This is a genomic window from Stenotrophomonas rhizophila, assembly GCF_001704155.1.
Classification (GTDB): Bacteria; Pseudomonadota; Gammaproteobacteria; order Xanthomonadales; family Xanthomonadaceae; genus Stenotrophomonas; species Stenotrophomonas rhizophila_A.
In genome coordinates this window covers 1645760-1666227 of the sequence record NZ_CP016294.1, presented here as the reverse complement: position 1 = coordinate 1666227, position 20468 = coordinate 1645760, and the positions used below count along the sequence as shown (strand labels likewise).

Here is a 20468-nt window from a genome sequence, read left to right as displayed (position 1 = left end):
CCGGTCTTCCGAAACGGGAATTCAGCCCGTTCCTTGATGGCGTGCACACCTTCCAACACGCATGAACTACAGGCAAGTGACGCGTCACATTCCGCGCGACATCGCGTTGACCTCTCGACGGCGGGAGCGCGATACCTCCACGAACGCCGAACGCGCACATCACAAGGAGTTACCCATGCAAGCCATCCCCGATGCACGGCCCTATGACGCAGTTGTCATTGGAGCGGGACACTCCGGCCTGTCGCTCAGCGCCTTGCTGGTGGAGGCAGGCGTGCGTCATCTGGTTCTGGAAGCAGAAACCATCGGGTCCAGCTGGACGCGGCGGTGGGACTCCTTCCGCCTCAACACGCCCAATTTCCTGACCGCCCTGCCCGGCTACCAGTACGACGGCGCGGATCCCACGGGTTTCGCCACCGCGCCCGAAGTCATCGACATGCTGACCGACTATGCGCGTCGGCGGCGGCTGCCTGTCGTCGAGGGATGCGTCGTACATCGGGTATTTGCGGCAGGCGACGGCTACCGCGTCATCACCAGCGACGGCACGCTCGAAGCACGCTGCGTGGTCGTGGCCAGCGGGGAGTACCGCCGCCCGCGCTGGCCGCGGGCGTTCTTCTCCCCTGCCTCCGAGCTGGAGGTTGTCCACTCCGGCGACTACCGGCGCCCCCAGCAGCTCGGCCCGGGCGCCGTGCTTGTGATCGGCGGTGGCCAGTCCGGCGCACAGATCGCCCAGGACCTTCGCACTGCAGGGCGCGAGGTGTACTGGTCCATGGCCGATCGTTTCTCGCACATCCGCCGGGTACGCGGCAGGGATTCCATGCACTGGTGGGACATGCAGGGGCTGCTGCACCGGCACGTAAGCGAGCGGCCGGACGTGGCGGCGGGAGTGCCGGGCGCGATGCAGAAGGCAAGAACGGCGGAGTTCCCCTTGGTATCTGGAACGGGCGCGCGGGGCATGGGCAGCTCCATCAGCCTGCTGTCGATGCATCGCGACGGCATCGTGCTGCTTGGCAGACTGGAGCACCTGGAAGGCCACATTGCGCACTTCCGCGATGCGCGCCCGCAGATCCGCGAGGCGGTGGCCGGCACCCGCGCCGAGTACAGGCACCTCAACGACATGGCCGATGCGCACTATGCATCCACCTCAGAGGCACCGACCGACGACGCCCGCTATCTTCCCGAAGAGGTCTACCTGGACTGGGAGCCGGACGCCTCACCACGCTGCATCCGGCTGGACGCCGCCGGCATTGGCTCGATTGTGGCAGCCACCGGCTTCGACGCGCAGTGGCCATGGCTCGAAGTACCGGGCGTACTCGACCCGAACGGCTACCCACTGGGCGATTACGGCGTCTCCCCGCAGCCGGGCCTGTTCTTCATCGGCATGTACAACCTGCAGCGACCGAGCTCCAACTTCCTGTGCAATGGTGGGCGGGATGCAGCCGAGTTGATGCCTTCCATCCTGCGCCACCTTGCTGCTGCGTCCTCGCACAACGCCGTTGCATGAAAAAGGCCGCCGATCTTCACCGGCGCCCCCTCTTTCCATCGTGCAAACCCGTCGCCTCAGCGACCCGTCTTCACCTCGGTCCACAACCGGGTGTACAGCTTGTCCACATCCGGCGGGTTGATCGAGTAGGTGAACATCTTCGCGGCCACGTCGGCCGGCGGGTAGATGGTCGGGTCGTTGCGGATCGCTTCGTCCACCAGCGGCGTGGCCGCGCTCACCGGGTTGGCGTAGTGGATGAAGTTGGTGTTGGCCGCGGCGACCTTCGGGTCCAGCAGGTAGTTGATGAAGGCGTAGGCCGCTTCCGGGTGCTTGGCATCCTTCGGAATGGCAAGCATGTCGAACCACTGCGGCGCGCCTTCCTTCGGGATCGAATAGGCTACGGTCACGCCGTTGGCCGCTTCGGCGGCGCGGTCGCGGGCCTGGATGATGTCGCCCGACCAGCCCACCACCAGGCAGGTGCCGCCGTTGGCCAGCGAGCCCACATACTGCGAGGAATGGAAGTTCTGCACGTACGGGCGGATGGTCTTGAGCAGGTCGGCCGCCTTCTGGATCACCGCCGGGTCATGACTGTGCGGGTCTTCGCCCAGGTAATGCAGCGCGATCGGAATCATGTCGGCCGGGGTATCCAGGATCGTGATCCCGCAGTCCTTCATCTTGGCGATGTTTTCCGGCTTGAAGATCAGGTCCCAGCTGTTGGCGATCTCGATGCTGCCGCCGAAACGCTCCTTGAGCATCTCCACGTTGTAGCCGATGCCGGTGGTGCCGATCATGTACGGCACGCCGTACTTGTTGTCCGGATCCTGCTGCGCGATGCGCTTCATCATCTCCGGGTCGAGATTGGCCAGGTTGGGAATTTTGCTCTTGTCCAGCGGCAGGAACACGCCGGCCTGGATCTGGCGGCCGAAGAAGTTCAGCGTCGGCACCACCACGTCATAGCCGCTGCCACCAGCGAGCAGCTTGGTCTCGACCATCTCGTCGCTGTCGAACACGTCGTAGGTCACCTTGGTGCCGGTGGCCTTTTCGAAGTTCGGGATGGTGTCTTCGGCGATGTAATCGCTGTAGTTGTAGACGTTCAGCACCTTGCTGTCTTCCTGCTTGGCGCCGCCACAGGCGCTGAGCATCGAAACGGCAATGCCGAGGGTGAGGATTCGCAGCTTCATCGGACTCTCCACAGGTCAGGTGCAAGGCGGGGGAACCGGCCGGACCGGCATGACGGTGCCAGCCTAACGGGCAGCCGGGTATTTTCCCAGCACATGGCGCTCACGGCCATGCCTGATCGGGCGGCTGGGGCCGGTTACACATTCAGCAGCAGGAACTCCCGCTCCCAGGAGCTGATCACCCGGAAGAAGGTCTCGTATTCCTTGCGCTTGACCGATACATACGCCCGGCAGAACCGCTCGCCGAGCATCTCGCGCAGCTCGGGGCAGCGCTCCAGGCCGTCCAGCGCCTCGCCCAGCGAGCGCGGCAGGTCATAGCCGAGCTCCTTGGCACTGCCACTGATCGGGGCGGTCGGCGAGCCCTGCTCGCGGATGCCCAGCAGGCCGGCGGCCAGGGTGGCGGCGATCGCCAGGTAGGGATTGGCGTCGGAGCCGGCAAAACGGCTTTCCACGCGCATGTTTTCCGGGGTATCCATCGGCACCCGCAGCCCGCAGGTGCGGTTATCGAAGCCCCAGTGCACGTTGCTGGGGGAGACCTCGCCGAATACCAGCCGCCGGTAGGAATTCACGTTCGGGGCAAAGAAGGCCATCGCTGCCGGCACGTACTTCTGCAGGCCGGCCAGGTAGTGGCCGAACAACGGGCTGAATTCCTCCCCGCCGTTGTCACCACTGAACACGTTGTGGCCGTCGCTGACCCGCACCAGGCTCTGGTGGATGTGCATCGCACTGCCCGGCTCGGTTTCCATCGGCTTGGCCAGGAAGGTGGCATACACCCCATGGCGCATGGCTGATTCGCGCATGGTGCGCTTGAACAGGAACACCTGGTCGGCCAGGTCCATCGCGTTGGCGTGGGTGAAGTTGACCTCCAGCTGCGCTGCGCCGGATTCGTGGATGAGCGTGTCCACGTCCAGCTTCATCGCGTCGCAGTAGTCGTACATCAGGTCGAGGATCGGATCGAATTCGTTGACGGCATCGATCGAGTACGACTGCCGCGCCGTTTCCGGGCGGCCCGAGCGGCCGGCGGGCGGCAGCAGCGGAAAGTCCGGGTCGGTGTTTTTCTGCACCAGGAAGAATTCCAGCTCCGGCGCCACCACCGGGCGCAGGCCCAGTTCGGCATAGGCATCGAGCACCCGGCGGAGCACGTTGCGTGGCGCCAGCTCATGCGGCTCGCCGTGCTTGGTGTAGCAGTCGTGGATGACCTGCGCGGTGGGGTCGGTGGCCCACGGCACCATGCGCACGGTATCAGGGTCCGGGCGCAGGATCATGTCCGAGTCCGACGGCGAAGTCAGTTCGTAGTAATCGTCCGGAAACTCGCCGGTGACGGTGGTGGCGAAGATGCCCTCGGGCAGCCGGGTGCCGTAGTCATGGGAGAACTTGTCGGCCGGGATGATCTTGCCGCGCGCGTTGCCGGTGATGTCCGGCACCAGGCATTCCACTTCGGTGATGTGGCGATCCTTGAGCCAGCGCAGCAGCACACTCTCTTCGGCAGCCGGTTTGGCCGTGGCCTTGCGCGCGGGGGCCTTCCGCGACGGAGCGGCGGCCTTGCGCGATGGAGACGGGGCTTTGCGCGAACGCGTTCGGGTGGTCATGACCGGTCTGCTGTGCTGGAGTAACGACGACAAGCTTCGCCGAAGGGCTGGAACGTATTGTGATAGTGCCACTGTACCCCCGTCGGCAACCGCCGTCACAGCGGGCGCACCTGCCCTCGACACGGGTTGCTGGCATGCTGGGCGCATGAGCGAGCCCCCGATGAGCCTGGCCGGACAGGCGCACGCACCCAGCTGGTATGCCGACAGCGTGCCCGACGCGCCACTGCGCGCGCCGCTGCGGGGCGACCATGCCACCGACGTGTGCGTACTGGGCGCGGGCTATACCGGCCTGTCGGCCGCGCTCTCGTTGGCCGAACGCGGCTACCGGGTGACCGTGCTCGAGGCGCACCGGGTCGGCTGGGGCGCCTCGGGCCGTAATGGCGGCCAGGCCATTGTCGGCTACGGCTGCGAGGTGGATACGCTGGAACGGCTGGTCGGAAATGCCGACGCGCGACGCCTGTTCGACTTCTCCCGCGAGGGCATGGCCCTGCTCCGCAATCGCCTGAGCCACTACGCGATCCAGTGCGACTGGCGCGATGGCCACGCCAGCGTGCCAATCAACGCGCGCCAGGAGCGTGCGCTGCGCGCAGGCATGGACACGCTGGTGGAGCGCTACGACTACCCGCTGCAGTGGTGGGACCGGCAGCAGCTGCGCAGCCAGCTCGACAGCCCGCGCTATCGCAGCGCGATGTTCGATGCGGCCAGCGGCCACCTGCATCCGCTCGCCTATGCGCTGGGGCTCGCCCGCGCGGCCGAGGGCTTGGGCGTGGTGATCCATGAGGCCAGCCCTGTCCTGGAACTGGTGCGCGGGGACCGCCCGCAGCTGCGTACCGCCCACGGCACCGTCACCGCCAACCAGGTGGTCATCGCCGGCAACGCGTGGCTGCAGGGCATCGCACCGGAGCTGGAGAGCCGGATCATGCCGGTGGGTACCTATATCGGCGCCAGCGCCCCGCTGGGCGAGGAACGGGCCCGGGCGCTGATCCGCAATGACATGGCCGTGGCCGACGTCAGCTGGGCGCTGGATTACTTCAAGCTGAGTACTGACCACCGGTTGCTGTTCGGCGGCCGCGCCAGCTATTCCGCATTGCCGCCACCGAACCTGCGCGGGGTAATGACCAGACGCATGCACCAGGTGTTCCCGCAGCTGGCCGACGTGGGCATGGAGCAGGTCTGGGGCGGCTACGTGGACATCACCCGCAACCGTGCCCCGCATTGGGGCCGGCTCACACCCAACGTGTACTTCGCGCAGGGTTTCTCCGGCCATGGCGTCGCCGCGACGGGATTGGCCGGCGCAGTGATTGCCGCGGCCATTGCCGGACAGAACGAACGATTGGATGTGTTCGAGCGCATTCCGCATGCACGCTTCCCCGGTGGGAAGCTCCTGCGCACGCCGCTGCTGGTGGCCGCCATGTCCTGGTACAAGCTGCGGGATGTGTTGGGGTAAAGGGTGCGTAGTCGAGCGCAGCGCTCCCCTCAGGGGCGCTTGGGTGCAGGCGGCGGATTCGGCGGAAGCTTGGGCCGGTTGCTGCGAATCGGCTGATCCGCGCCGTCAGAACGCACGCGTCTCCATGGCGGCAGTGGTGGATTGGAACCGTTGCGTAAAACAGCCATCTCGAACTCCTTCGACCATTATTACTTCGACCCACCTGACATCGGTCGCTTGAATGATTATGCCCTCCAGATCAATCAGATCCACAGGATTTCCATCATTATCGATCCACGCAGGATCCAGAATATAGAACTGACCCTGTCCTGGATTCAGAGGCCACTCCTTCGGCCAGCCCGTGAGTCGCCTCCCGTCGACCAGATGCAGCACTACGTCGGAAAGGCTCGAACCCAGGACACCATGCCACTCGCTTGAATGCGAACTGCGAGATGTCATTTCTTTCTTCCTCAGCCAGGAATGAACGGCATCTTTGTTGACGGCAGCTGCCATCAACGCACCCAGAGCTGTCGCAATCAACACCGAGCAGGTGAGCTGGCTTGTCGATGTCCACTCTCCAGCGGACCAGACGCGGCCGAGTGCTTCCAACACGGCCTCAATCATCCGAGTGACGGCATGAACAACGAACGTAAAGACCAGCGCTTCAACTGTCCTTTCGAACTGACTGGGTTTGGGATGAGACGTGAACCCATAAAAGATCGATGCGGACAGGAAGCCCGGCAGCAGGAACGTGAGTAGCGGGGTCACTTCCTTGTAGAGGTTGTCCATGCGTTGCGGACCAGAGTTTCGAGCACAGAGGAATCGTAAGCGGCGGAAGCATGCCCGTACGTGCATCAGCTCTCATTCCAGTCGGGTAGCGATTGATTCTTCCTACGGATTGGCCCGGCGGAGTCGGGAGGGCTGCCACGCAGGGTATGGCGCTACGGTCCGGGACCTCCGGATCCGGGCGTTGCAGCCCCGGTTCCGGACATTGCGGTCACAGATCGGGAGATTGGGCCTAAAGTCCGGCGTGAAGACGCCGATACACCTTCCGACCCTCTCGGATTCGAGCGTACGCAACATGCCGGCACTGTTTCAGGGCGCCTTCCCCAGCGACCCCGGTGATGACCTCCCCCAGCGGATCCTGCTGGTGGAGAACTCGCGCACGTTCACCAGCATGCTCAAGGAAGCCATCGAGCAGCGGCTGGAGCTGCCGGTGTCGGTGGCGACCTCGCTGGCCGAGGCCGGGCGCCTGCTGGATGAGGAACAGGGCTGGTTCCTGGTGCTGACCGGGCTGGTGCTGGCCGATGGCGACCGCGACAAGGTGGTGGAGTACTTCCTGTCGCGCGGGTTGCGTACGGTGGTGGTCAGCGGGGTGTACGACGAGGACCTGCGCAAGCGCGTACTGCAGCAGCAGATCATTGACTACGTGCTCAAGAACACTCCCGGCAGCATCGACTACCTGGTGTGGCTGGTGCAGCGCCTGGACCGCAACCGGCGCATCGCCGCGCTCGTGGTGGATGATTCGATGTCCGCGCGCATGTACGCCGCCTCGCTGCTGCGCATGTATGGCCACGACGTCTACGAGGCTGCCGACGGTGCCGAGGGCCTGAAGGCGATCGAGGCCCACCCGGCGATCCGGCTGGCGGTGGTCGACCAGGAAATGCCCGGCATGGAGGGCGTGGAATTCACCCGCCGGCTGCGCACCCTGCGCTCGCGCGACAAGGTGGCGGTGATCGGCATTTCCGGCAACACCGATCCCTCGCTGATTCCGCGCTTCCTGAAGAACGGCGCCAACGACTTCCTGCGCAAACCCTTCTCGCGCGAGGAGTTCTTCTGCCGCGTCTCGCAGAACGTGGACCAGCTGGAGCTGATCGGCACGCTGCAGGACCTGGCCACCCGCGATTTCCTCACCGGCCTGCCCAACCGCCGCTGCTTCCTGGAACAGAGCACGCGCCAACTGCCAAAGCTGCAGGTGCAGGGTGAGCAGGTGGCGGTGGCGATGATCGATATCGATCACTTCAAGCACATCAACGACACCCATGGCCATGAAGCCGGCGACGACGCGTTGCGGGCGGTGGCCGCGGCCGTCGCCGACCACGCACGCGACCAGGACCTGATCGCGCGCTTCGGTGGCGAAGAATTCTGCCTGCTGGTACCGGGACTGGAGGAAGACGAAGCCATCGGCTACTTCGAGATCCTGCGCCAACGTATCGCCGCGCTGGAAGTGGATCTTGGTCACACCACGCTGCGGATGACGGTCAGCATCGGCTTGTGCTGCATCCGCCCGCAGCACGATTCGCTGCACCGGCTGATTTCCGAAGCCGACCGCCAGCTGTATCTGGCCAAGGCCGGCGGCCGCAACCGCGTGTGCAGCACGTGTGAGGCCACCGCCGCCCGGGAACCCGCGCTGGCGCCTTGATCCAGATCAACGCAGGTGCGCCCTGCCCTGCCTAGAGTCGTTCCCAGCGAACATCACAGGGAACGCAGCATGGCACTTCTGGTCTGGCAGGACGACCTGAACATCGGCATCGACGTCATCGACCACCAGCACATGCGGATCGTGGAGATGCTCAACCACCTGCACGTGGCGCAGACCAGCCTGCACAAGGTGGCCGTGGCCGAGGTGATCGACGAACTGGTGGACTACACCATGTCGCACTTCGCGTTCGAGGAAGAGCTGATGGAAGAAGCCGGCTACCCGTTCTGCGCCGCGCACAAGCGCGTGCACGAGATCTTCGGCAAGCGCGTGTCCGAGTACCGGCTGCGTTTCCAGGCCGGCGAGGACATCACCGACGAACTGCGCACGATGCTCTCGCGCTGGCTGTTCAACCACATCCGGGGCGATGACAAGGCCTACGCCGAATCGGTCAAGCAGCACCTGAACCAGTTCGCCCGCGACCACCAGCAGGGCAGCTGGCTGGGGCGCACGCTCAAGCGGATTTTCCGCTGAGCCGGGTTGGCCGGCCCATGGCCAGCAGCGCCAGGATGGTGATCACCGCAGTCAGGCACAGGTAGTAGCCCACCGCGACCAGACCGAAACGGCCGGCCAGCCAGGTCGCGACGTACGGTGCCGGCGCCGCGCCGAGGATGCCGGCCAGGTTGAACGACAGCGAGGCGCCGGTATAGCGCACCTGGACCGGGTAGATTTCGGCCAGGAACGTGCCGCAGGGCCCGTAGGTCAGGCCCATCAGGAACAGGCCAAGGGCCAGGAACCCCACTACCAGCCACGGACTGCCGGCCTGGAACAACGGCGCGAACAATACGCCGAAACCGAGGATCAGGCCGCTGGCCACGATCATCGTGCGCCGGGTGCCCCAGCGGTCGCCGTACATCGCCGACAGCGGAATACCGGCGGCGAAGAACAGGATGCCCACCATCTGCAGCAGCAGGAACTGCTCGCGGCTGTAGTGCAGCACGGTGGTGCCATAGCCGAGGGTGAACACCGTCATCAGGTAGAACAGCACGAAGGTGGCGAACGCCCCGAGCGTGCCCAGCACTAGGGTGCGCGGGTGGTGGCGCAGCACTGTCCACATCGGCAGGCGCACGCGTTCGTTGCGGTCCAGTGCGGCCTGGAACTGCGGGGTCTCATGGATGTTCAGGCGCACCCACAGGCCTACCGCCACCAGCAGTGAGCTGGCCAGGAACGGCACGCGCCAGCCCCACTGCAGGAAGTCCGCATCGCTCATCGCGCGGCCCAGCAGCAGGAAGATGCCGGCCGAAAGCAGGAACCCGAGTGGCGCGCCCAGCTGCGGGAACATGCCGTACCAGGCCCGCTTGCCCGGTGGCGCGTTCTCCGTGGCCAGCAGTACCGCCCCACCCCACTCGCCGCCCAGGCCCAGGCCCTGGCCGAACCGGCACAGTGCCAGCAGCGCCGGCGCCAGGATGCCGATGCTGGCGTGAGTGGGCAGCAGGCCGATCGCCACGGTCGACACGCCCATGGTCAGCAGCGCAGCCACCAGCGTGGCCTTGCGCCCGATCCGGTCGCCGTAATGGCCGAATACCGCCGAGCCGACCGGCCGGGCGATGAACGCCACCGCGAAGGTCGCCAGCGACTGCAGCAGCGCGGCACCCTCGCTGCTGTCGGGGAAGAACAGGTGCGGGAACACCAGCACCGCCGCCGTGGCGTAAATGTAGAAGTCGAAGAACTCGATGGTGGTGCCGATCAGGCTGGCCAGCAGGATGCGGCGGGGCGAATTGGCGGCGTTGGCAGCGGCAGGAGTCGACATCGTTCACGTGCGGGAAGATCAGCTGCCCGATTCTGCCACGTGACCGCCGCCCACCGTCGCGATGGTTGCACGCGAAACAACGAAACCAGCGGTAGCCCCGGCCGTTGGCCGGACCAGGCTGTGCCGAACGAAACCAGCGGTATTCCCGGCCGTTGGCCGGACCAGGCGGTCCACGACGAAGCAACGATCCAGGCAGTAAAGTCGAGACCATCCACATTCGCGGGTCCAGCACCATGCCCCCCACCGAAACACCGCCATCCCCGCTGTCCCAACACGCACCCACCAGCCTCGACGCCTGGTGGATGCCGTTCACCGCCAACCGCCAGTTCAAGGCCGCACCGCGCCTGCTGGTGCGTGCCGAAGGCATGTACTACCACGACGTGGACGACCGCCCGATCCTTGATGGCGCCGCCGGACTGTGGTGCTGCAACGCCGGGCACGCCCGGCCGCGGATCGTGCAGGCCATCCAGCAGCAGGCGGCTACGCTGGATTTCGCCCCGCCTTTCCAGATGGGCACGCCGCTGCCATTCGTGCTGGCGCAGCGCCTGGCCGCGCTCGCTCCCGGACCGCTGAACCATGCGTTCTTCACCAACTCCGGTTCCGAGGCGGTGGATACGGCGATGAAGATCGTGCTCGGCTACCACCGGCTGCGCGGCGAAGGCCAGCGCACCCGTTTCATCGGACGCGAGAAGGCCTATCACGGGGTCGGTTTCGGTGGGCTCTCGATCGGCGGCCTGCCCAACAACCGCAAAGGCTTCGGCCCGCTGCTGGCAGGCAGCGACTTCCTTCGCCACACCCTGGACCTGTCACGCAACGCCTTCACCCCCGGGCTGCCCCGCCACGGCGCCGAACTGGCCGAGGACCTGGAACGGCTGATCGCGCTGCATGATGCCTCCACCATCGCGGCGGTATTCGTCGAGCCCATTGCCGGTTCAGCCGGGGTGATCCTGCCGGCGCCGGGCTACCTGCAGCGCCTGCGCGAAATCTGCGACCAGCACGGCATCCTGCTGGTGTTCGACGAGGTCATCACCGGTTTCGGCCGGGTCGGCAACCCCTTTGCCGCGCAGCGCTTCGGGGTCACCCCGGACCTGCTGACGATGGCCAAGGGGCTGACCAACGGCGCGGTGCCGATGGGCGCGGTGATGGTGTCCGATGCCATCCACGCCGCGTACATGCAGGGCCCGCCGGGGGCCATCGAGCTGTTCCACGGCTATACCTATTCCGGCCACCCGCTGGCCTGCGCTGCTGCGCTGGCGGCGCTGGACACATACGCCGCCGAGGGCCTGTTCGACCGTGCCATCGAGCTGGGCGAATACTGGCAGACCCGCCTGCACAGCCTGCGCGGGCTGCCGAACGTGGTGGACATCCGCAATTTCGGGCTGATCGGTGCGGTCGAGCTGGCGCCGCGCAAGGACGCCCCCGGCAGCCGGGGCTTTGAGGTGTTCGAGCGCTGCTTCCGCGATGGGGCGCTGCTGGTGCGCTGTACCGGCGATGTGATCGCGCTGTCGCCGCCGCTGATCATCGACCGGGCGCAGATCGACCGGATCGTGGACGTGCTGGGCGAGATGATCCGCGCCACGGCGTGATGCCGGCGACCGGTACAATGGGCGGTCAACAGCTGCTCGCCAACCGGATTGCATGGACATCGTCGTCAAAGAAGAACTCAAGGCCTACATCGATCCACTCACCGCCGACGAACACGAGGCGCTGGAGCGCAGCATCCTGGCCGAAGGCTGCCGCGACGCGCTGGTGCTGTGGAACGATGTTTTGGTGGATGGGCACAACCGCTACGGCATCTGCCAGAAGCACGGCCTGCCGTTCCAGACGGTGCAGAACACCCGCTTCCAGTCGATGGACGACGTCCACCTGTGGATGATCGAACAGCACCTGGGCCGGCGCAGCGTGTCCGATTTCCAGCGCGGCGTGCTGGCCCTGCGCAAGCGGGACATCCTGGCCGAGCGCCACCGCGCCGACCAGGCCCAGTTGCAGCGCGAAAGCGACGGCGAGATCGCCGATGCCACGCCCGAAGGCGATGAGGACAGCCCGCCGTGGGCGCCGGCGCCGAAGGTAAGCCGCGCCGACATGGCGCGCGAAGCCCGGCTGAGCAGCAGCCAGGTAACGATGATCGAACGCATCCACAAGCAGGCCGCGCCGGAACTGGTGGAAGCGGTCAAGAGCGGGGTGATCTCGATCAGCGCTGCGGCGGCCGTAGCGGCGCTGCCGGAAGAGGAACAGCGCGCGGCCGCGGCCGCCGGCAAGGACGAGTTGAAACAGGCCGCCAAGCGCGTGCGCGAGGCCAAGCGCAAGCCGCGCAAGCCGGTGCAGGAGGTGCTGCACAGCGCCGATGGCGAGCTGGAGGTCGATCCGAGCCGTGAGGCCGAGATTGCCGAGGCACTGACCTCGCTGGGCGAAGGCCCGGCCGAGCTGCGCCAGCGGGTGATCGCGCTCACCCTAGAAAACGATGCGCTGCGTGCCCAGTTGGGGGCACTTCGCCGACAGGTCGGCGACGTGGCGTAACCCGTTCTGCCGGCCAACGGCCGGCGCTACCGTCGAGCGATGTGGGAGTTTCCTGGTGGCGCCGGCCGTTGGCCGGTCGTCCAGAGTGCTTGTCGAGGCGGCGTTCGCATCCGGGTCGATACACTTGCCGCATGAACAGCACGCCCTCGGTCGACCCCCGCCGCGCCCAGCTACGCCGCCTCAAAGCCATTGCCCTGGCGATGCTGCTGGCCATGCTGGCCGGCTTCGTCATCAGCCATCTCAACGGCGAACGCGGTATCTGGGCGTGGGTTTCCGCCTTCTGTGAAGCCGCTGCGGTGGGCGCGCTGGCCGACTGGTTCGCGGTGGTGGCCTTGTTCCGCCACCCGCTGGGCCTGCCGATCCCGCACACGGCGATCATCCCGCGCAGCAAGGAGCGCATTGCCGACAGCCTGGCGGTGTTCGTGCGCGACCAGTTCCTGGAACCGCAGGCACTGCTGGCCCGGCTGCAGGTATTCGATCCCGCCAGCCGGCTTGGCAGCTGGCTGGCCGATCCCGCACGGTCGCGGCTGCTGGCCGACATGGCGCGGGGCTGGGCCCTGCAGGCGCTGGATTTCCTCGACGAAGCCGCCGTTCGCCGCAGCATCCAGGCGTTCGTGGTCGAGCAGCTGCGGCAGTGGAACGCGGCGGCCACAGCCGGCGAGCTGCTGGGCCTGCTCACTGCCGACAACCGCCACCAGCGGGTGCTGGACGAAGGGCTGACCCGGATCAGCCAGTGGATGGACAACGACGCCGTGCGGCAGCGCGCTTCCGAACTGATCGTGCGCTACATCCAGCGCGAATGGCCGAAGCTCGCCAGCACGGTGAACTGGGTCAAACCCATTGATGAAATCGGCGACAACCTGGCCGAGCGCATGGCGCACGCGGTGCTGGCCGAACTGCAGCAGATCCTGGCCGAGCCGGAACACCCGCTGCGCAAGGATTACGAGGCGTGGCTGGGCGGCTACATCCAGCGCCTGCGCCACGACCCGGCACTGGCGGAAAAGGTCGACCAGCTCAAGCAGCAGGTGATCGACCACCCGGCGGTGCAGGAGTACGTCCAGGGCCTATGGGCGCGCATCCATGCCAGCCTGCGCGCCGATCTGTCCAGCGAATCGTCTGCGCTGGCCGGCCACCTGCAGCGCAGCCTGGGCAAGATCGGCCAGGCGCTGCAGGAGGACCCTTCACTGCGCGAGGCGCTCAACCAGCACCTCATGGACGGTGCCGAGCGCCTGACCACCCGGTTGCGCGAAGGCGTGACCAGCCATATCGCGCAGACCGTGAAGGGCTGGGACGAACGGCACCTGGTGGAGCAGCTGGAGCTCAGCGTGGGTCGCGACCTGCAGTTCATCCGGTTCAACGGCACCTTGGTGGGTGGGTTGATCGGGCTGTTGCTGCATGCCCTGACCGTTTGGATGCATTGGTAGGGACTGCCCAGCGCAGCCACGCAGGGCGTGGCTCTACTTCGGTTTGTGGCAGGCCCGGTTGACAGATTGCCCGGGTGTTTTTGAGACGTGGTTCGCGTATTCTGCCGCGCATTCAGGGCTGGAGTGGCCCACGGGGGGAACCATGCGAAGGACGATCATGACGTTGGCGCTGTGCGCGCTGGCCTGCAATGCCCACGCCGGGCGCGTGTACAAGTGCGCGAACGGCGGCCAGACCATCTACCAGACGGTACCCTGCCCACCCGAGCAGGACACCGGCGTGACCCGCCCGATTGTCAAAGACCCCAACCTCACGTGGGAAGAGCGCACCCGCGCCCAGCGCGACCTGCACCAGGCCCGCCGCCGCATGCAGGCTGACGCTGGCCGTGGAGAGCCCCCGGTGCGCGGCACCGTGATCGACGGCGCGGCCAATCCGGAGCAATGCGAAGAACTGCGTTCCCGACGCGAGATCAGCGAGATGTTCGGACGCCCCGCACCGGAGCGGATCGACGCCGACATCGCCAAGGCCTGCAGCTCGCGCTGAACATCTACCGGCAGGGAAACCTGCCTAACCAGCAACTGCGCGCACGGCGTCGATCAGCGACTGTATCTGCGCGGGGGCGGTAAAGATGCCCGGTGTCGCGCGTACGCAGGCGCCGGACGCCAAGCCCTCGCGGGCCACCACGAAGACACCGGACTGTTGCAGCATGCGCTCGGCCGTGGCGGCGTTGGCCTCCAGGCTGACCTGCCCGCGCAGGCGGAAGGCGGCGATGGCGCTGGACAGACGCGGATCCGGTGACGCCAGCAGCTGGATCCGGGCGTCGTCGCGCAGCGCATCCAGCCACTGGTTGCGCAGGCGCAGCAGGCGCGCGCGCTTGTTTGCCACGCCGATCCGCTGGTGCAGCGATACCGCGGCCGGCAAGGCCATGACCGCCGCGAAGTTGACCGTGCCGGTGTGGACGCGGCTGTCGATATCGCCGGTGTCGGCCTCGCCCATGCAGGGATCCAGGTCCTGAACGCGTCCGCGACGCACGTATAGCGCACCCATGCCGACCGGTGCGCCGATCCACTTGTGCAGGTTGATACCGACGAAATCCGCGCCCAGCGCGTGCAGCGGCGTGTCGACCTGGCCGATGCCATGGGCCGCATCCAGCACCACGTCCGCGCCGGCCGCGCGGGCCAGTGCGCTGATCTCCGCCACCGGCAGCAGCATGCCGTTGCGATGGCCGACCTGGGTGAGCAGCAGCAGGCGGGTGCGCGGGTAGCGCGCCAGCGCCTGGCGGTAGGTGTCCACGATGCCGTCATGGTCGAACGGCTCCGGCAGCACGATGCGCTGTACGTCCACGCCCCTGCGTTCGCGCAGCCACTGCACGGCGGCGATCGCGCTTTCGTGGTCGGTGTCCGCATACAGCACGGTATCGCCCGGAGACAGGTGCCGATAGCCGGCAATCAGTACCTGCATCGCTTCCGTCGCGCCCCGTGTCAGCACGATCTCATCGGTGCCCACGCCCAGCGCTTCGGCCAGCGTTGCCCGCGCGTGTTCCAACAACGCCGGGAACTCCCGCCGCCCGAACCAGGCATTCTCACGGTTCACGCGTGCGGTGGCGCGCTGATACGACTGCAACACGGGCCGCGCCATCGCGCCCCAGTAGCCGTTGTCGAGCATGACCACCTCGTCGGTGAGGTCGTACAGCGCCGCTACCTGGGACCACCAGTCCTCATCGGCTGCCAGCCTGTCAGGGTCGCGCCCGGCGGGATCGGGCAAGGCGTCGAGAGCGTGCAGGTCTGCGTCGGTCATGCGGCCAGTATTGCAGCCGCCGCGCGAAGAACGGGTGGCGCGAAATGCCGATCAATCTTGCCGAAGCGAATGATAATGACTATCATTAGCGAACTGGATGCTTGCTCGATGCCGTCCTGCGCGCCGCCGATGGTGGCGCTGCCGTGCGCGACAGAGGCAACACCGTTCTCCAGGGATACCCCCGCCCTGTGCGGCGGCTTGGCCACGGATGGCCACCCTTTCCCTGTCACCGGCTTCGGCCGGTGACGTTCGTTGTTCGACCCGACATTGCAGGTTCCCGTGGACAGCACGCCTGATGCCAGCTGGTTCAACCGTTTCGGCGGTTTCATCGACCGCCCCTGGCTGGGAGTGCTGTCGCGTTCGCTGGCCGCGATCATCGGCGGCTACGCGCTGGCCGCCACCTGCGCGATGTTCTTCGCCGTAGCCCTGCCCATCGCCCGCGCCCAAGCGGTGCTGACCGGCATGCTGGTGGCGATCGTGCTGTGCGCCTGCGCCGCGCTGTGGGCATTCGCCACCCGCACCGCACTGCGCGCCTGGATCGGCATCGCCGCGCCCACCGCGTTGTTCTGGCTGGGCACCCTCGCACTGGGAGCACGTGCATGAAGAATGGATTCCGCCAGTCCATGGCCTGGCTGCACACCTGGACCGGGCTGCTGGTGGGCTGGCTGCTGCTGCTCATCTTCATGGCCGGCACCGCCAGCTACTACCGCGAAGAAATCAGCCGCTGGATGCGCCCGGAGCTGCCGCGCAGCAGCGTGTCCACCGAGGTCGCCGCCGCGCGCGCGGTGACCTTCCTGCAGCACAAGGCGCCGCAGGCCGAAAGCTGGAACGTGACCCTGCCCGATCCGCGCAACCCGGCCATGCGCATGTTCTGGCGCAACCCCGAATCGATGGTGGAGCCACCGGCCGAAGGTGAAAAGCGCCGCCGCGGCGGTGGCCGCTTCGGCGATGCCACGGTGGACCCGGCCAGCGGCGAGGAAGTGGCCGCGCGCGAAACCCGGGGCGGCGATTTCTTCTACCGCCTGCATTTCGACCTGCACTATATCCCGGTGCTGTGGGCGCGCTACCTGGTGGGTTTCTGCGCGATGTTCATGCTGGTGGCGATCATCACCGGCGTGATCACGCACAAGAAGATCTTCAAGGACTTCTTCACCTTCCGGCCGGAGAAGGGCCTGCGTTCGTGGCTGGACTTCCACAACGTCAGCGCGGTGATGGCCCTGCCCTACCATGCGATGATCACCTACACCGGCATAGTCACGCTGATGTTCATGTACCTGCCGCAGGGCGTAAGCGTGGCTTATCCCAAGGATGAAGACGCGTTCTTCAGCGAGGCCTTTGCGCGCCTGGCCGATCCGGCCGACGCCGCCGAAGGCCGCGCGGCGCCGCTGCCGATCCAGCAGCTGCTCGACAGCGCGCGTGCCGAATGGAAGGGCGCGCAGGTCAGCGGCTTCACCGTGTTCCACCCGGGCGCGGCCAATGCGGTGATCGACATCTACCAGCGCGATGGCAAGCGGCTGTCGATCGACACACCATCGCTGCGCTACCACGCGGTCAGCGGCGCGCTGATCGAGACCAGCCCGGTGCCCGGCGGCGCCACCCACACCCGCGGCGTGATGTACGGCCTGCACCTGGCCCGCTTCGCGGACTGGGGCCTGCGCGCCCTGTTCTTCCTGTCCGGCCTGGTGGGTTGCCTGATGGCGGCCAGCGGCGTAGTGCTGTGGGCGGTCAAGGAGCGCCCCAAGCACGCCAAGGCCGGCAGGATCGGCTTCGGCCTGCGGCTGGTGGATGCGCTCAACATCGGCGCCGTGGCCGGCCTGCCGATCGCGTTTGCCGCGTACTTCTGGGGTAACCGGTTGCTGCCGCTGGAAATGGCGGAACGCGCCGACGCAGAAGCCAGCGTGTTCTTCTATGCCTGGGGCGCCGCCCTGCTGGCGGCCTTCCTCTGGCCCAAGAGGTTGATGTGGGCCTGGCAGCTGTACCTGGGCGCGGCCTTGTTCGCTCTGATCCCCGTGATCAATGTGCTCACCACCGATGCACATCTGGGCGTAACGCTGCGAACCGGCGACTGGGCGGTGGCCGGGTTCGACCTGGTGATGCTCGCCTTCGGCGCGATGCTGGCGTACTGCGGCCTGCGCATGCAGCGTTGGCAGCCTGCGCTGAGTGCTGCCGAGAAGAAGCGGCGCCAGGCCGCTGCCCTTGCCGCCACCGCGAATACCGCCGAGGCCAGCGCATGATGCTGCTGGCGCTCACATTGAACTTTTCTGCGTTCACCGCACTGTCGCTGGCGATGGAAAAGCACCAGCTCGACCTGCATGGCAAGGCGCACGCCGGCCCCGCGCGCATGCGGCTGTGGCGTTGGCTGGGTTGGGCATTGCTGGCGACCGCGTTCGGCATCTGCGTGGCCGACCACGGCTGGGCCGCCGGCCCGGTGCTGTGGCTGGGGGCGATGACGATCAGTGGCCTGCTGATCGCGTTCGGCCTGTATCCCTGGCGACCGCGCTGGATCGCGCCGCTGGCCTGGGCGTTGCCGGTGCTGGGCCTGGGCGCCGCCGCGCTGTAGAGCCGACTGTCCGTCGGCTGCTCTTCCGGTGGCAACGGGAACTCAAGTGCAAACCGACTGACAGTCGGCTCTACATCACGCCCCGTAACGCCTCAACTCCCACGCGCGGTGGATGCGCGGGTTGCGCTCGAAATCGTCGCCGATGGTGTCGGCCGAGATCTCGCGGCACTCGGCGAATTCCTTGATCGCTTCCTCGTCCAGCTTGAAGCGGCGGAAGTTGTTCGAGAAGTACAGCACGCCTTCCGGGCTCAACCGCGCCACGGCCGCACGCAGCAGCCGCACATGCTCGCGCTGCACGTCGAAATCCTCGGCGCGGGCGGAGTTGGAGAAGGTCGGCGGATCGCAGAAGATCACATCGAACCGATGCCGCTCGGCTTCCAGCCAGGCCAGTGCATCGGCCTGGATCAGCTGGTGCTGGCTGCCGCCCTTGCCGTTCAGGGCCAGGTTGTCGGCGCACCACTGCAGGTAGGTACCGGACAGATCCACGCTGGTGGTGGAGGCCGCACCGGCCACCGCTGCCTGCACGCTGGCCACGCCGGTGTAGCAGAACAGGTTGAGGAAGCGCTTGCCCTGCGCTTCCTTGGCCATGTGCCAGCGCAGCGGGCGGTGGTCCAGGAACAGGCCGGTGTCCAGGTAATCAAACAGGTTCACGCGCAGCAGCGCATCGTTTTCGCGCACCAGCACGAATTCGCCGCGCTGTTCGAAGCGGCCATACTTGCTGCCGCCCTTGCCGCGCTCGCGCGACTTCAGCGCCACCTGCTCCGCCGGCACCTGGAACACCTCGCGCGCGGCCGAGAGCAGCTCATTGCGGCGGCGGCGCACGTCCACGTCGGGAATGGTGGCCGGCGCGGCGTATTCCTGCACGTGCAGGAAGGTGCGGCCAGCGCCACCGTCTTCTTCGTACACGTCGATCGCGGCGGCGTACTCGGGCAGGTCGGCGTCATACACGCGGTAGCAGGTGACCTGCTCGCGCGCCTTCCAGGTCTTGAACCTGCGGATGTTCTTGCGCAGCCGGTTGGCCACCATCTGCGCGCCTTCGCTGAGCTCGCGCGGCTGGCCCGCGTTCTCGCGCTGCGGTACGGCGATGGGATCGCACACGATCAACGCGCACTCGATGGCGCCGTTGAACAGCTGGTACTTCTTGTTCGCGCGCAGCCCGGTGGCGAACGCAAGTTCGGCGCTGCCGCACAGCAGGCTGGCCCGCCACTGCGGCACGGCGCGCTTGAGCGCATCGCCCAGGCGGCGGTACAGCACCGCATCGGCGGCCAGGCGTTCGTCATACGGCGGGTTGCACACCACGCAACCGGTTTCCTGCGGCGGAACCTGCACGTCGGCCACGTCGCGCACGCCGAACCAGATCGCCTCGGCGACACCCGCGGTTTCCGCGTTTTCCTTGGCCGCGCGGATCGCATGCGGGTCGATGTCGCTGCCGTGGATGACCTGCTTGAGCGCTGCGCGCCCGGCCTGCTCGCGCGTGCGCGCATCGGCCATCAGGGCGTTCCAGGCTTCGCGGTCGAAGCCCAGCCAGCGGCTCGGCGGAATGCTGCCGTGGCGCTGCAGGCCCGGGGCCACGTCGGCAGCCATCAGCGCGCCTTCGATCAGCAGCGTGCCGCTGCCGCACATCGGGTCCAGCAGGCCGCCGCCTTCGGCATGGATCTTCGGCCAGTTGGCGCGCATCAGCACGGCGGCCGCCAGGTTTTCCTTCAGCGGGGCCTCGTTCTGCGCCATGCGCCAGCCGCGCCGGTGCATCGGGCCACCGCCGAGGTCGATCGAGATCGAGGCGCGGCCCTTGCGCAGCGACAGGTTGATGCGCACGTCCGGGAACTCGGTGTTCACCGACGGCCGCTCCAGACCCTGCGCGCGCAGGCTGTCTACCACGCCGTCCTTGACCCGCTGCGCGGCGAAGCGCGCGTGGGTGATTTCGGTCCCCGACACATGGGCGTCCACCGACAGGGTCAGCTCGGGGCTGATGTGCTGCTCCCACGGCATCGACGAGACGCCCTGGTACAGCGACCCCTCGTCCGGGCAGTCGAACTCGGCCAGCGGCCACAGCACCCGGCTGGCCAGGCGCGACCACAACACCACCTTCAGTGCCTGCGGCAGCTCGCCCTCGGCATTGACGCCGGAAATGGTGGCAGTGGCCCTGGGCAGGCCCAGCGCCAGCAGTTCGTCGGCGAGCAGGTACTCCAGGCCCTTGGCGCAGGAAACAAAGAATTTCACGGGATCGGTATCGCAGGTCAGCAGGAAGGGGGTGCCCACGGGCACCGCGG

The 20468-nt window shown here is 67.0% G+C and carries 18 protein-coding genes; 11 read left to right on the top strand and 7 right to left on the bottom strand.

Annotated features, from left to right (window positions below; all coding sequences use genetic code 11):
* Positions 1 to 175: 175 nt before the first annotated feature.
* Positions 176 to 1501: a flavin-containing monooxygenase gene (locus tag BAY15_RS07495; RefSeq protein WP_157771706.1), complete on the top strand. Its 1326-nt coding sequence runs from the start codon at positions 176 to 178 to the stop codon at positions 1499 to 1501.
* Between the two features lie 56 nt (positions 1502 to 1557).
* Here the strand turns inward: BAY15_RS07495 and BAY15_RS07490 are convergent, their stop codons facing one another.
* On the bottom strand, positions 1558 to 2661 hold the full coding sequence (locus BAY15_RS07490; RefSeq protein ID WP_068850637.1) for a polyamine ABC transporter substrate-binding protein: 1104 nt from the start codon (positions 2659 to 2661) through the stop codon (positions 1558 to 1560).
* Between the two features lie 134 nt (positions 2662 to 2795).
* Positions 2796 to 4247, bottom strand: coding sequence for a glutamine synthetase family protein (locus BAY15_RS07485; RefSeq protein ID WP_068850634.1), 1452 nt, complete (start codon positions 4245 to 4247; stop codon positions 2796 to 2798).
* A 145-nt stretch (positions 4248 to 4392) separates the two neighbouring features.
* On the opposite strand from BAY15_RS07485, the gene BAY15_RS07480 reads away from it, so the two are divergent.
* Positions 4393 to 5694, top strand: coding sequence for an NAD(P)/FAD-dependent oxidoreductase (locus BAY15_RS07480; RefSeq protein ID WP_237334329.1), 1302 nt, complete (start codon positions 4393 to 4395; stop codon positions 5692 to 5694).
* A 105-nt stretch (positions 5695 to 5799) separates the two neighbouring features.
* Here BAY15_RS07480 and BAY15_RS07475 read toward each other — a convergent pair whose 3' ends face one another.
* Positions 5800 to 6462, bottom strand: coding sequence for a DUF6338 family protein (locus BAY15_RS07475; RefSeq protein WP_068850629.1), 663 nt, complete (start codon positions 6460 to 6462; stop codon positions 5800 to 5802).
* 292 nt (positions 6463 to 6754) lie between these two features.
* On the opposite strand from BAY15_RS07475, the gene BAY15_RS07470 reads away from it, so the two are divergent.
* Together BAY15_RS07470 and BAY15_RS07465 are read left to right on the top strand one after the other, a co-directional pair.
* Entirely contained in the window at positions 6755 to 8095 is a 1341-nt protein-coding gene (locus BAY15_RS07470; protein WP_068850627.1) for a diguanylate cyclase, read from the top strand.
* Between the two features lie 69 nt (positions 8096 to 8164).
* The gene (locus BAY15_RS07465; RefSeq protein ID WP_068850625.1) at positions 8165 to 8626 is read left to right on the top strand and encodes a bacteriohemerythrin; all 462 of its coding nucleotides are present in this window, start codon (positions 8165 to 8167) and stop codon (positions 8624 to 8626) included.
* Here the strand turns inward: BAY15_RS07465 and BAY15_RS07460 are convergent.
* Positions 8607 to 9902: an MFS transporter gene (locus tag BAY15_RS07460; protein ID WP_068850622.1), complete on the bottom strand. Its 1296-nt coding sequence runs from the start codon at positions 9900 to 9902 to the stop codon at positions 8607 to 8609. The genes BAY15_RS07465 and BAY15_RS07460 overlap by 20 nt on opposite strands.
* Before the next feature lie 233 nt (positions 9903 to 10135).
* Between BAY15_RS07460 and BAY15_RS07455 the strand changes: the two genes are divergently transcribed.
* The 4 genes from BAY15_RS07455 (at position 10136) to BAY15_RS07440 (ending at position 14384) form a co-directional block, all read left to right on the top strand.
* Complete coding sequence (locus BAY15_RS07455) at positions 10136 to 11488, top strand: aspartate aminotransferase family protein (RefSeq protein ID WP_068850620.1); 1353 nt, start codon at positions 10136 to 10138, stop codon at positions 11486 to 11488.
* Positions 11489 to 11540: 52 nt separating this feature from the next.
* Positions 11541 to 12419: a plasmid replication/partition related protein gene (locus tag BAY15_RS07450; RefSeq protein ID WP_068850618.1), complete on the top strand. Its 879-nt coding sequence runs from the start codon at positions 11541 to 11543 to the stop codon at positions 12417 to 12419.
* Positions 12420 to 12550: 131 nt separating this feature from the next.
* Positions 12551 to 13843: a DUF445 domain-containing protein gene (locus BAY15_RS07445; RefSeq protein ID WP_068850616.1), complete on the top strand. Its 1293-nt coding sequence runs from the start codon at positions 12551 to 12553 to the stop codon at positions 13841 to 13843.
* Positions 13844 to 13985: 142 nt separating this feature from the next.
* Complete coding sequence (locus BAY15_RS07440; protein WP_083214103.1) at positions 13986 to 14384, top strand: DUF4124 domain-containing protein; 399 nt, start codon at positions 13986 to 13988, stop codon at positions 14382 to 14384.
* Positions 14385 to 14408: 24 nt separating this feature from the next.
* Here the strand turns inward: BAY15_RS07440 and BAY15_RS07435 are convergent, their stop codons facing one another.
* Both BAY15_RS07435 and BAY15_RS19135 read right to left on the bottom strand, forming a co-directional pair.
* Complete coding sequence (locus tag BAY15_RS07435) at positions 14409 to 15638, bottom strand: aminotransferase class V-fold PLP-dependent enzyme (protein WP_068850612.1); 1230 nt, start codon at positions 15636 to 15638, stop codon at positions 14409 to 14411.
* Positions 15635 to 15844, bottom strand: coding sequence for a hypothetical protein (locus BAY15_RS19135; RefSeq protein ID WP_157771705.1), 210 nt, complete (start codon positions 15842 to 15844; stop codon positions 15635 to 15637). Before BAY15_RS19135 ends, BAY15_RS07435 begins: the two co-directional genes overlap by 4 nt.
* A gap of 73 nt (positions 15845 to 15917) precedes the next feature.
* Here BAY15_RS19135 and BAY15_RS07430 point away from each other — a divergent pair, with 73 nt between their 5' ends.
* From BAY15_RS07430 to BAY15_RS07420, 3 genes are read left to right on the top strand one after another with little or no spacing between them, the layout of a single operon-like run.
* Positions 15918 to 16241, top strand: coding sequence for a DUF3649 domain-containing protein (locus BAY15_RS07430; protein WP_068854614.1), 324 nt, complete (start codon positions 15918 to 15920; stop codon positions 16239 to 16241).
* The gene (locus BAY15_RS07425) at positions 16238 to 17872 is read left to right on the top strand and encodes a PepSY-associated TM helix domain-containing protein (protein ID WP_068850610.1); all 1635 of its coding nucleotides are present in this window, start codon (positions 16238 to 16240) and stop codon (positions 17870 to 17872) included. Before BAY15_RS07430 ends, BAY15_RS07425 begins: the two co-directional genes overlap by 4 nt.
* Positions 17869 to 18198 carry a DUF3325 domain-containing protein gene (locus BAY15_RS07420; protein ID WP_068850608.1) on the top strand — a complete coding sequence of 110 codons (330 nt, stop codon included), beginning with the start codon at positions 17869 to 17871 and terminating at the stop codon, positions 18196 to 18198. The genes BAY15_RS07425 and BAY15_RS07420 overlap by 4 nt, the downstream gene beginning before the upstream one ends.
* A gap of 75 nt (positions 18199 to 18273) precedes the next feature.
* On the opposite strand, the gene rlmKL is transcribed toward BAY15_RS07420, so the two are convergent.
* Positions 18274 to 20418 carry a bifunctional 23S rRNA (guanine(2069)-N(7))-methyltransferase RlmK/23S rRNA (guanine(2445)-N(2))-methyltransferase RlmL gene (gene rlmKL / locus BAY15_RS07415; RefSeq protein WP_068854612.1) on the bottom strand — a complete coding sequence of 715 codons (2145 nt, stop codon included), beginning with the start codon at positions 20416 to 20418 and terminating at the stop codon, positions 18274 to 18276.
* Positions 20419 to 20468 lie beyond the last annotated feature (50 nt).